Here is a 12,581-nt window from a genome sequence, read left to right as displayed (position 1 = left end):
CGGTCATACCAATAATACAAGCCTTTGCTAAGATTTGATTAGCAAAGGCTTTTTTATTTCTTATATTCGGGTATACTTAATGCCAATAGTTAATGAAAATGAACATACACCATATCCTGATCGCTGTCTTATGCATTCTTTTTTCGTGCACCGCTTACGCTCAAGACAAATTATTTCAATTCGGCGTTGAAAAAAGTTTTGATCAAAGTATACTCCAGGGAAATTCGAAAGGCACACCTATTGCCTGGATTGATGTGAATACCTCGGATACCACTTGGCATAAAAAAGGGAAGGTTCTGGTGAACAAAGGGAATCCGATTGGTGTGGTCCGATCGGAGAAAATGTACGAAAATTTTATTATGCACGTGGAGTGGAGACATCTTGAAAAGGGTGGTAATTCGGGTGTTTTTGTCTGGTGCGATGCTGTTGCGGATCCGAAATCTCGCCTTCCTATGGGCATGGAGGTTCAAATGTTGGAACTTGATTGGGTGAATATTCATGCCGTAGATGGTAAGACACAGCCTATAGCCTATGTTCATGGGGAATTGTTTGGAGCCGGTGGTATGACTGCTGTTCCAGATAATCCTAGGGGGGAAAGAAGTAAGTCTCTTGAGAACAGATGTCTGGGCGTTGGTCAATGGAATAAATACACGGTGGTTTGTATCGATGGCACGGTGAAGTTGGCCGTCAATGGTAAATTTGTGAATAGTATTCGCTTAGCTTCCAAGCGCAAAGGGTATCTTTGTCTTGAGGCCGAGGGGGCTTTAATGGAGTTCAGAAATCTTCAGATTATTAATTTGGAGGATGGCATCGAAAGAGCTGAATTTGTGGTGGATGCCCTTTAATTAGTTGTAAATCGTTATTGTTTAAAAAATGTATAGAAAAATTCTTACGTATGTAGTTATAGCCAGTTTTTTCACCTCCTGCGCAGGGGGTAAATATGCGGCTACTGAAAAAATTTATCATAAAAAGGCAAAAGAGCTTTCAAAGGTTTATAAGGAAAATCCTAGTGAAAATCAGGTGGAAAAAATAGCGGCCAATCAACGCGAATGGATTGCCTCAACAAACTTTGGCTTGCGAAAACCAAATTATGTGATGATTCACCATACCGCACAGAAGTCTCTGGATCAAACCGTGAAAACCTTTCACAACCAAAAGGTTGGTGTGAGCTCTCACTATGTAATCTCTAGGGATGGAAAGATCGTGCAAATGGTGAACGACTATTTTCGTGCTCATCACGCCGGTGCCGGTCGCTGGGGAAATGATACGGATTTAAACTCTTCTTCGATAGGGATTGAACTGGATAATAATGGTACCACAGACCCTTGGCCACAGGTTCAGATCGATGCCTTGCTTCAGCTCTTGGACTACCTGAAAAAGTCTTACCAAATACCTCAGGCAAATTTTATTGGACATATGGATTATGCTCCAGGAAGAAAAATTGACCCGGCGAATTTTCCTTGGAAGGTTCTGGCGGATAAAGGTTTCGGTTTTTGGTATCAGGAAAATCTTCCGGAGGTTCCTGTAGGATTTGATCCTAAGCTTGCCCTGCGCATTATTGGCTTCAATGTTCAGAACCTAGATGTTGCGATCAAAGGGTTTAAAAACCATTATATTCAACAAGGTACCCTTAGTAGCGATTTATCGGAGTATGAATTGCGGGTTCTGTATGCTGTGCTCCAGAATTTCTTATAAAAATAGTATAGAAGATCGGAGACTTGGTTTAATCGAGTGGTAGTCCTGGGAAAGCTGTTGCGAATTTTTTTTTGCCTGTAGCAAGAGCATGCCAGGATTTTTGGGCGCGCCCCCTGGTGGCAGTGGTTTCGTATGATCCAAGGCTTGTTCTGTAACCGAATCTAAATTGACTTATGTATGTCTGTTATGTATTTAATATTCATTCCATTGTTTTTATATGTTCTATACAAAAGAATATTAGGAATAAAACAGGCGATGTTGATTGAGGATAAACGTGTTAAAAAGGGGTACTTGAAAACCGAGATAGTTTTATCAATTGTTTCCTTGATATTATCCGTATCAGTGGTCCTTATTTACGAATATTTTTAACTAATACCATTTTCAGTAATGCTACCTCGGTTCTGGAAATCTTATATCGATTTCACAAATTTCTCATCGTAATTTTCGATATCCACGATGTATTTGTTTTGGATCAGGAAGTCAAATAGCGGTTTGGCTTCATCAGATACGGGTAGATTTTTGGTGGTTATGATGCGCTCACTTTTTCGCTCTAAGTACGGATAAGCATATAGCTTTACATTCTTACTGAACATCCCTGAGATGTAAGAGAGAAGTTCGTTGGTGTAATTTTCTTTGTTGTAATTTCCCGAATTGAAGATGTTTTTTAAATTGGATGTGTTGGTTGCTATGCCGACATGTTTTGGCTTAAAGGTTTGTACGAATTCCGCCAAATGGTTGTTCCTTCTGAAATTGGACACCAATATATTGTTTCCAGTAGCGCATAAATATTCTGCGCGCTCGGCGAAGTATTGTAAATCTTCATCGGTGATGCTGGATTTTTCGTCTAACACATTGCCCATCAAAACTTCTATCAAAACCACGGTGTTTTCCTTTGTGGCTTTCGTATTCTTCCTAAACTGTTCGACAGCCAGGTTGAATAGGTCAAAGTTAGGATTCGATTTTTGGCGGTATTTGGTTCGAAGAATGATAATATTCTTTTTATACAGGTAATCTTTTATTTGAGCGGCTTTTCCGTCCGGTCTAAAGATGGCCGCTTTTGCAAAACCTTTGGCAATTAAATATAGATTCAAAAGGCGTTCATTGGCCTGTTCAAAGATAGGTCCTGATACTTTTACCAAATCAATTTCCACCGAGCCAATCGATAGGTTATCGACCAAGGATTCGATCATTGTTTTGGGGTCTTGTGCATAATAATAGGCTGCAAAGACAAGGTTTACACCCAATATGCCCAATACCTTTGATTGCAATCTGTTGTCGCTATCTAATAGGCGAACATGGATAATAATATCGTTAGTAGGTCCACATACTTCATTTTGAAAACGTATTCCTATCCAACCGTGTGGTTCGTTTGTTTTTGTAAAGTTTAATGTGGTTACGGTATCGGCAAAAGCAAAGAATTTTTTTGAACAATATTTTTCACCTTGAAGTCTCTCGGTAAGGAGTTGGAATTCATGGGTGATCATCTTGGTCAGTCGGGTACGACTTACATACCTTCCCGAATCCTCGACCCCATAGATTGCATCACTAAAGGCCATATCATAGGCGGACATGGTTTTAGCGATTGTTCCAGAGGCGGCCCCTGCTTCAAAGAAATTCCGAGCAACTTCCTGCCCCGCACCAATTTCAGCAAATGTGCCATAAATGTCTGAATTCAGATTAATCTTGAGTGCCTTCCTTTTGGTTTCGTAAATTTCTCTTGCCATGTGGCAAAGGTACGAAAATAGCATTAATTATTGCGTTGAAACGGCGAGTGAAAGAATTAAGTTAGGCGAGTCTACAGCAAGCCTAACTTTTTGAAGGTGTAGAATAGGGCAGAACTATGTAAAGATTGCCCGATTTTATTCTCAAACAGAAGAGCTTTAGCTTGATCGATATCCAGCAACACAACCTCAATATCTTCCGATGGATCCAGGTGCTGCTCGCTCACCTTTTGCCCTCCTTGGAGCAGATAGGTGTGGGTTATGTTTGAGCTTGTTGCTGGATTCGGGTGTAGTTTACAGATGTATTCGATGGTATCGAATGCATACCCGGTCTCCTCCAGAAACTCCCGCCTGGCAGCCTGTTCTGGGGTTTCTCCCTGTTCAATGACCCCGGCAGGGAGCTCAAGTAAAACTTTTTGCGCTCCATGTCGGTATTGGCGAATGAATACCAGCTTATTTTCTTGTGTAATCCCGATCATGTTGACCCAATCGGGATATTCCAATACATAATATTCCTCTTTGATATGTCCATTGGGCATCTCAAGTCGATCTACTCTCAAAGTTGCCCATGGCCTTTGAACGAGGTATTTTGAATCTAATACGTTCCAGTTTTCCATTTATTCTTTTACAATGTCTGCCATCATCATTCGAACCTTATCATCCAGCCTGTTGGATACCTCCGGGTAATCGGAACTGAAATACAACGTTTCTTTTACCGAACAATAAAATTTTATTTTTGGTTCGGTGCCCGATGGCCTGGCTGAGATGACGTCTCCTTGGGTAGTGATGAATTGCAAAACATCTGACACAGGGAGATCAATTGGAGTTTTGCGATCGGTTTGCATGTCGGTGGATTCTTGTCTTAAGTAATCGCGGACTTCTTTTACTGGAATTCCTCCGAGGGTTTTTGGAAGATTCGAACGAAGATCACTCATCATCTGTTTGATTTCTTCTGCTCCTGATTTTCCTTTTTTTGTTAAGGAGATTAGTTTTTCTTTGTAGAAACCGTGTTCGAGATAAATTTCGATTAAGACATCGTATATACTTTTTCCCTGGGTTTTATAATGCGCGGTCATTTCTGCAATAAATGCACAGGCATTAATGGCATCTTTATCGCGTACCAGCTCGCCCACCAAGAATCCGTAGCTCTCTTCTCCACCGACCAAATAGACTTCTTTGTCTTGCAAGCGGGTGATCACCTCGCCAATGAATTTAAACCCGGTTAGGGTTTCATAACATTTTACGCCGTGCGCTTTGGCGATGGATTCAAAGAGATTGGAGGTGACAATGGTTTTCACAACGTACTGGTTTTCCCGGAGCTCACCTAAGGCTTTTTTTCTTGAGAGAACATAGTGTGTTAGCAAGCTTCCGATCTGATTTCCGTTGATCAACTGGAATTCTCCTGAAGGTAATTTTATGGCCACTCCAACGCGGTCCGCATCGGGATCTGTTGCCATGACAACCTCTGCATCTATTTGTTTTGCCTGTGCTAAGGCCATCGACATCGCCTCTTCTTCCTCAGGATTTGGATAAATTACAGTTGGGAAATCTCCATCGGGAACCGATTGTTCTTTGACCAAGGTTATGTTCTGGAATCCCCATGCCTTTAGCATTTTTGGCGCCAAGGTAATGCCGGTACCATGGATGGCGGAATAAACGATCTTGAGGTCCTTTTGTGCCTTTACAGCTTGCGGATCTAAACTGAGCGTTAAATTTCTTTGAATATAAAGTGCATCAAAATCCTCTTTAATCAGATGGATATTCGCGTCAATTCTTTCGAATTTTATGTCTTTCAAGGAATTTATTGCATTGACTTTTTCGATTACATTGCTATCATGGGGTGCAATTAATTGCCCACCATCATTCCAGTAAGCTTTGTAACCGTTGTATTCTTTTGGGTTGTGTGAGGCGGTAAGCATAACCCCCGATTGGCAACCGAAATGACGCACGGCGTAGGAGAGTAGGGGTGTTGGGCGCAATTCTTCGAACAGGTATACCTGAAACCCGTTGGCCGAAAACACATCGGCAACCAAATGCCCGAGGCTTTGGGACTGATTTCGATTATCGTAAGACACGGCAACACTGATTTGTTCCTTGGGGAAACATTCAATCAAATAGTTTGCTAATCCTTGGGTTGCTTTGCCGACGGTGTATTTGTTGATTCGATTGGACCCCACGCCCATGATGCCTCTAAGCCCCCCAGTGCCGAACTCTAGTTCTTTGTAAAAGGCGTCTAACAACTCGGTTTGTTGATTGGTATCTATTAGGTTTTTAACCTGAGCTACAGTCTGTGGATCGTATTCATCACTAGTCCACTGATCTATTCTTGCTTGTGTTTGTTTATCTAAATTCCCCATGAGGTCTTTGTGTTTATTCTTTTTATTCTTTGCCGCTATGCACTGCAGTCTCCATATGCACGATCTAAAATGGTGACATACCAGCTGTTATCAAAATGTTTCACATGAAATATGAGCCATTCGGTCTCTTTATCTGGAGCTAATACCACGCGGAAACTTCCGTCTTGTAAGGCTGTAATTTGTTGTTTTATGTCGCTGGAGTATTTTGTTTCGTTAAATTCCTGTTGAAACTCGTATATCCTTTGCAATTGATTGGAGATACTGCTCGCACTGGTATCGCAGAAGAAACCTTGTTTGTCCCATTTCTGTGAACCGCAGTCGTATGTTGGAAGTTTTTGAAAACTCAACACATGGTCATTCTTAAAGCTGGGATAGGGATACGAATCCGGGATTGAGTTTGCGAAATCTAAGCTATCAACCACCTGAAATTCATCCATTGCCCCTGGTCTGTAGATAACTGCAATACCATGCTGGGGGTGAATTAGCGCATTTATTTTGTTATTATCTTGACTTAGATACGCCCGGGCGAACCGGGTGATAATTTCTGAGATTTGTTGAACCTCTTCTGGTTGATCGATGGGGTTACGAATCGTACTGTCTTGATTTGTTTGCGCTTGTTTATTGGCCGAATTTGTACAGGACCCCAACACTAGAATCCAGGCACTAAGGATGATTAGGTAATTTTTGATCATAGTTATTTGTTGTTTGTTCGGATCGACTCTTCAATAGTATTCCACATTTCAGGGGGAATCGCTTCCAGCCCGCTCAGTTGGCCGGCACCTTGCAACCATTCGCCTCCATCAATGGTAATCACTTCTCCATTGATGTAACCGGCATAATCGGAAATGATAAAGGCTGCCAAGTTGGCGAGCTCTTGATGATCACCAACTCGTTTTAGAGGGACGCGGGTTTTGAAATCGAATTTTTTGGCAAGCTCTCCTGGCAACAGCCTGTCCCATGCCCCTTTGGTTGGAAATGGGCCTGGTGCAATGGCATTGTGACGTATTCCATATTTACCCCATTCTACGGCGAGTGAGCGGGTCAGGGTTAATACTCCGCCTTTTGCTACCGCTGAGGGGACAACATATCCTGATCCTGTAAAGGCATAGGTGGTAATGATGTTTAATACATTTGCCTGTTGTTTATTTGCGATCCATGTTTTTCCAAATTCCAGGGTGCAGTTGACGGTTCCTTTTAAAACGATGTCTATGATCGTTGAAAAAGCGTTGGCGGATAGTCTTTCAGTGGGTGAGATAAAATTACCGGCGGCATTGTTCACCAAGACGTCCACTCTTCCGAATTCCTTTTCGGCTTTTTCCCTTAAGGATTGGATTTCTTTGGTATCGCGAATATCACAGGAGATTGCCAGGACCGGATTCCCTGTTTTTTCCTTAATTTCCTTAGCGGTTGCTTCCAATACGTCTAATTTCCTGCTGCTTATTACCAGGTTAGCGCCCAGTTCTGAGAAGTAGCTGGCCATGGCTTTTCCCAACCCTGTTCCCCCACCTGTTACCAGAACGGTTTTACCTTTTAAGGCGTCTGCTTGTAGTGCTCCTTGTATTGCCATATTATGATTTTTTTACACTCAGGTTCTCGATGATCGTTTTCAATATCGATCGGGTTGAAGGCGCCCACCATTGATTTAAAACCTGTTCAATGGCATCTCCTTTCGTTTGTTTTATGTTTTCTAAAATGGACTGACGGATATTCAGCTTGCTCGCTTGCCATGCATTTCTGTCGTATTGCATGTACTGTTTGGCTTTGCGTATCGCTGCGGTCTGAATGCGGTTATAAGGAACAAGTTCGTCTACTAATCCGTATTCTAAGGCTTCTTTAGGTGTGAGCAATTTTCCTTCCAAGAGGAATCTTGCCGCGTTGGCGCTGCCGATCCAAAAACTATATAGGGCAAAAATACTGTGAGGGACGACGATGCCAACGGGAACTTCGTTTAATCCAATGATATAATCCCCTTCTACCATGATCCGATGATCACAGCATAATGCGAGTACACATCCCCCAGCTGGACTGTGTCCGGTGATGGCTGCAATTGTTGGTTTAGGGAATTTGGCGAGATTGTATAGGAGGGTAATAAATTTTTCCCAAAATTCGCGCATCTGATCCTGATCATACTGAAATAGCGTGATTAAATCTAAACCTGAGCTGAAAAATCCTTCTTTTCCTTCCAAGACGATCGCCTCCACTGCTGGGTCTTTTTCTTGAAGAGTTAGTAACTGATCGAGTTGCTCAATCATCTCTAGGTGCATCGCATTTGATTTTCCTCTATCCAATTGTATAAAACAAATATGATCGGTTACTTGTGTCTTGAAATATGAACTCATGGTGTGTTTTGATCTGTTTTTGTAGTGAAAATTACGCAAAAAAATATTCAATACACCAAAGTTATCCGTTTTAGTGCCGTTAAATTATCTTAATTTTCTATGCCTGAGTCGCTAAGGAGGTTAGAAACTCAGGCTATTTTTCTATGAACTGAGCCGTGATTATTTCGTTACCTGGAAATCCACGACTTTATGAATCAAACGACCATCGTAATCAATCCCCTCTATGAGCATCCGGTAGGTTCCTGCTTCATCAGAAGTATAGAAGAAAAAGGAGGCTTTACCTTGGGCGTCTGTAACAATTCCTGGTTCCCAGTGAATGGTACCTCTTAAGTCGGTTTCAAATTGTTTTTGCGAGTCGGCCTCATAAACCGGTTTGTAGAATTCCCGGCTTAAGGAAACTCCTTTTGGTTGGATGGAAAGTAATCCTCTGGGTTGGAATCTAGAGTTTCTGGCATCCCTGCCTGTTTTTGAGGTAATGACAATTAGTCCACCAGCACCATAGCTGCCGTAAATGGAGGTGTAATTCACATTTCTTAAGACTTCTACGCTCTGAACATCTGTCACGTTTACCGAGGAGAGCATATCTCCTTCAATATACATTCCATCTAAAACAATCTGCATAGGGACATTTCCCCGCGTGTTATACGGGACTCCCCCTTGAAAATAGACGCCCATAAGTCGCCCATTCAAACACATTTCCAGGGTTGAACAGGTGGATAAATCTTCGGCTGAGAGAATTTGATCTGCATTTCCCGGACCGTTTAAATTTGACGAGCTTTCTGAGGCTTTAGAACGGACCGCGCGAACCACGACTTCCTCTATTTTGGTGATCTTTTCCATTAACCCCTTATTTTCCAGTTGCTCATGAAATCTTTTGCTTGCCATCAGCTGCTGCATCAGGGTTTGGTTCAAATCATTTTGAATCAGCGGATTGTTCTTGGCAAAGTTTACCTCTGGACTTATAAAGGGATCGGTTGTGATGTCTATGTTCTTTTTGCCTTTGGCATCCTGAGCGGAGACTAAAAACTTTACACTGTCTGGAAAAATCAATTTATCGAAGATAAATCGGCCTTCACTGTTGGAGGTGGTATCCAAATAATTCATGAAATTATTGGTGGATATCAGCTGTACGGTTGCGTTCTCAAAGGCTGCTTTTCTACCTATTTTGCGGGTATATCCTTTTACGCTCAAACCTTTTTCAGCCTCGAATTCTGGTTTTAAATTCAAAGAATCAAGTTGGTCTAAATTGATTTTTCTCCAACCTTGGGTAAGCAACAGATTCTCCAATTCTTCGGTTTTGACGCTTCCGTCCTGGTTAAAATAGTAACTTGGTTTTTCAACAAATCCTCTCAAATCGGCGTTTAGAAACATTGAGCTTAGGATGTTGATTTGCTCATTGGATTGCTCTGGATAGTTTTTTAAATTAATTACCGATGCCGATAAGGCGGCGATTTTTAAGGTATCTCCTTCGGTTAGAATTTCTAAGGAGTTTTCAACTTTATCTCGGGTTGAAAAACTGCTTTTGTTTTGTTTGATATCTAGGTTAATTAATCTATTGGGATTCAGGTTAAAGATTGCTCTTTCGGTTACCGGGATGAAATTGGTATTTAGTATACTAATCGTAAAGATTCCGCTCGGTAATTCTGCTTTTGGAATGGTGAATAGGCTGTTTTTTTTGCTCGCTTTTTGTTTTGCAATGTAGATAACTTGTCCTAGATGATGTGCTACCAGGTATATATCGTCATTGCTGATCTTATCCTGGGTTTGGTTCACCTGAATATAGATTTTGCTCGGACTGCTTTGGTTTGTGCTGATGGAATATCCGCTATTTGCCGTTGGCGGTAAACCAATTTTGGCCTCTGAGTTATCTGCAAATTTTGCTTGAACAGTATAGGTTTCACCTTGGGCAATAAAAATTGGCGCCGATCCCATACCAAGCTCGTTGGTTTCAATTTTACCAGCTGTGTCTTGTTTGGACGATAGAATCGTGATGGAGGCTTTTACACCTCTACCCTGAGGGTTTAAGGCTTTAAATGCGATCTTGTTCACCTCATCTGGAAGAATGTTCCCTCCTTCTGGGAAGACTTGAATGCTGTTTTGTGAAAAGAAGGATTCGGTAACGATTAATTTCTTTACAATGGATTCATCAACATTTTCAAAGCGTAAGGCTAAATTTTTCCCCTTATTTTTTTCGGTTACTTTTATCTTTAGCTGCCCATCGAGCTGCATGGTTTCTCTTCCTTTATCAATTACAGATTCTGCTTCGAGAAACTGATAATTTATAGTGGCCTTCTTTGGCCATGGATTTCCGTCCATTTGGGCGAGCTTGATTAGGTAATAATCAACACCGTCTTCTGTTATTTTTGTGGATGTACTGACCACATTATCTGAGCGGACATTTCCTATGTTTAACACCTTTTCAAAATAATAGTCTGAATCATAATTTCTCATCCAATTGGTATAGGCTCTCAAGCGATAAGATCCCTCAACCAAAGTGTCGGTTAAGGCTATATCTCCAGTTCCTACGCCTGTAAACAAAGAGTTTATTTTTTGAGTGACAATTTCACCTTGTGGATTTAATAATTCTACGTAGGCAATATTGGAAAGGATAGATAACTTATTCTCCATTCCTATGCTTGAGTAGAGTTTATACCAGATGGTTTCACCTGCAGCGTATATGCTTTTATCGGTATGTAAATGCAGCTTTTCTTGTGGATTTACGGCAATATATTCCGTTAACTTATCTTGGATAGATTCCAAGGATTGACCTCGGAGCGAGCTTGTGCTTCCCCCAAAGCAAAGCAGCAATATCATCAAAAGATATTTTTTCATAATATAAATGGTTAATTCTTTATAATTATACGAAAAAATGCCTTATTTTTCATAAAAGAATTTTTTTGGTAAGATTTTCTCATCTGCTTCAATATCTTTGTGGTATGAATATTCTTATTATCGGATCTGGAGGTAGAGAGTCTGCCTTTGCCTATAAAATCTCGCAAAGCCCTAAACTAAGCAAATTGTTTATCGCTCCTGGAAACGCAGGGACTGGCCAATATGGTGAAAACGTATCACTTAAGGTTACGGATTTTCAGGCAATTGGCGAATTTGCGTTGAACAATAATGTAGAAATAATTCTGGTTGGACCAGAAGAGCCTTTGGTAAAAGGTATTCATGATTATTTTCTGGCTCATGAGGACTTAAAATCTATCGCTGTTATTGGTCCCCAAAGTCTAGGCGCTCAACTCGAGGGGTCTAAAGATTTTTCTAAAGAATTTATGATCCGCCACAATATTCCAACTGCTGCTTTTAAGTCTTTTGATAAATCAAATTTACAAGAAGGTCTAGCTTATTTGGATACTCAAAATTTGCCGATTGTTCTGAAAGCTGATGGCCTAGCACAAGGGAAAGGTGTTTTGATTTTGGATTCCTACGAAGAGGCAAAATCGGAGTTGAAGGCTATGATTAGTGAGGCGAAGTTCGGTCAGGCAAGTGAGGTGGTTGTGGTAGAAGAATTCTTAAAAGGTATAGAGCTTTCTGTGTTTGTTCTTACCGATGGTAAGGATTATAAAATATTGCCTTCTGCTAAGGACTACAAGCGCATTGGTCAGTCAGATACAGGCTTGAATACCGGAGGTATGGGATCTGTTTCACCTGTTCCTTTTGCGGATCAGGCGTTTTTAGACAAGGTTGAGCAAAGAATTATTGTTCCGACTATTGAGGGCCTTAAAAAAGATAATATTCCTTACAAAGGGTTTATTTTTATCGGTCTGATGAATGTGGATGGTGAACCGTTGGTTATCGAATATAATGTTCGAATGGGTGACCCTGAAACCGAGTCTGTTTTGGTCAGAATTGAATCTGATTTGGTTGATTTACTACAAGGGGTGGCCGATGAGGATTTAGCGAGTCGTTCTTTTACGGTTAGCGAAAAAACGGCTGCAACGGTCATGATTGTTTCTGGTGGATATCCTGGAAATTATGAAGTTGGTAAGGAGATTTCTAATTTGGAAAATGTAAAGCGATCCATTGTTTTTCATGCTGGGACCAAAGTAGAAGGCTCACAAGTTGTCACAGCTGGTGGTCGAGTTCTCGCAGTTACGGCTTTAGAAGATGATTTGTTTTCTGCTCTTCAACAAGCCACTGCTGATGCTGGAAGGTTGTTTTTTGAGGGGAAATACTTCAGAACTGACATTGGTTTTGATTTGATTTAAAAATAATATTTTCAAATCCAGCGAGTTATAGATTTGCTTGTAAAAATATTTTGGAGCTATACATAAAGCTGCTATATTTGCATCACCAAAGCAAAAGGCCCGTTCGTCTAGGGGTTAGGACGCAAGATTTTCATTCTTGTAACAGGGGTTCGATTCCCCTACGGGCTACCAGATCGAAGATCAAAACATACAAAAGCTTGCAAATTGAACGTTTGCAGGCTTTTTTGTTTTTACGGCAGGTCAAAATGTTCAGAAATT

The 12,581-nt window shown here is 41.1% G+C and carries 10 protein-coding genes and 1 tRNA gene; 4 read left to right on the top strand and 7 right to left on the bottom strand.

Annotated elements, in window-relative coordinates; all coding sequences use genetic code 11:
* The first annotated feature begins 92 nt into the window (after positions 1–92).
* Both AC6CHH_RS00055 and AC6CHH_RS00050 read left to right on the top strand, forming a co-directional pair.
* A complete protein-coding gene (locus tag AC6CHH_RS00055) occupies positions 93–845 on the top strand; it encodes a 3-keto-disaccharide hydrolase (protein ID WP_498278432.1) in 753 nt (250 codons plus the stop codon).
* A 28-nt stretch (positions 846–873) separates the two neighbouring features.
* The gene (locus AC6CHH_RS00050) at positions 874–1,695 is read left to right on the top strand and encodes an N-acetylmuramoyl-L-alanine amidase (protein WP_498278430.1); all 822 of its coding nucleotides are present in this window, start codon (positions 874–876) and stop codon (positions 1,693–1,695) included.
* 410 nt (positions 1,696–2,105) lie between these two features.
* Here AC6CHH_RS00050 and AC6CHH_RS00045 read toward each other — a convergent pair whose 3' ends face one another.
* The 7 genes from AC6CHH_RS00045 to AC6CHH_RS00015 all read right to left on the bottom strand — a co-directional run bounded on the left by AC6CHH_RS00045 (position 2,106) and on the right by AC6CHH_RS00015 (position 10,944).
* The gene (locus AC6CHH_RS00045; protein WP_498278428.1) at positions 2,106–3,419 is read right to left on the bottom strand and encodes a nicotinamide mononucleotide adenylyltransferase; all 1,314 of its coding nucleotides are present in this window, start codon (positions 3,417–3,419) and stop codon (positions 2,106–2,108) included.
* A gap of 71 nt (positions 3,420–3,490) precedes the next feature.
* Positions 3,491–4,033 carry an NUDIX hydrolase gene (locus AC6CHH_RS00040; RefSeq protein ID WP_498278426.1) on the bottom strand — a complete coding sequence of 181 codons (543 nt, stop codon included), beginning with the start codon at positions 4,031–4,033 and terminating at the stop codon, positions 3,491–3,493.
* The gene (locus AC6CHH_RS00035) at positions 4,034–5,773 is read right to left on the bottom strand and encodes a phospho-sugar mutase (protein WP_498278424.1); all 1,740 of its coding nucleotides are present in this window, start codon (positions 5,771–5,773) and stop codon (positions 4,034–4,036) included.
* Between the two features lie 35 nt (positions 5,774–5,808).
* Complete coding sequence (locus AC6CHH_RS00030; protein ID WP_498278422.1) at positions 5,809–6,465, bottom strand: hypothetical protein; 657 nt, start codon at positions 6,463–6,465, stop codon at positions 5,809–5,811.
* A gap of 2 nt (positions 6,466–6,467) precedes the next feature.
* Positions 6,468–7,340, bottom strand: a complete 873-nt coding sequence (locus AC6CHH_RS00025) for an SDR family oxidoreductase (protein WP_498278420.1) — start codon at positions 7,338–7,340, stop codon at positions 6,468–6,470.
* A 1-nt stretch (position 7,341) separates the two neighbouring features.
* Complete coding sequence (locus AC6CHH_RS00020; protein ID WP_498278418.1) at positions 7,342–8,112, bottom strand: enoyl-CoA hydratase/isomerase family protein; 771 nt, start codon at positions 8,110–8,112, stop codon at positions 7,342–7,344.
* Between the two features lie 159 nt (positions 8,113–8,271).
* Positions 8,272–10,944, bottom strand: coding sequence for a TonB-dependent receptor plug domain-containing protein (locus tag AC6CHH_RS00015; RefSeq protein WP_498278416.1), 2,673 nt, complete (start codon positions 10,942–10,944; stop codon positions 8,272–8,274).
* Positions 10,945–11,048: 104 nt separating this feature from the next.
* Here AC6CHH_RS00015 and purD point away from each other — a divergent pair, with 104 nt between their 5' ends.
* Positions 11,049–12,323, top strand: coding sequence for a phosphoribosylamine--glycine ligase (purD, locus tag AC6CHH_RS00010; protein WP_498278414.1), 1,275 nt, complete (start codon positions 11,049–11,051; stop codon positions 12,321–12,323).
* Positions 12,324–12,419: 96 nt separating this feature from the next.
* A tRNA-Glu gene (locus tag AC6CHH_RS00005) sits at positions 12,420–12,494 on the top strand.
* Positions 12,495–12,581: the final 87 nt, after the last annotated feature.

The organism is Sphingobacterium sp. GQ94 (genome assembly GCF_059758715.1).
This window is presented reverse-complemented; position numbering and strand designations above follow the sequence as displayed.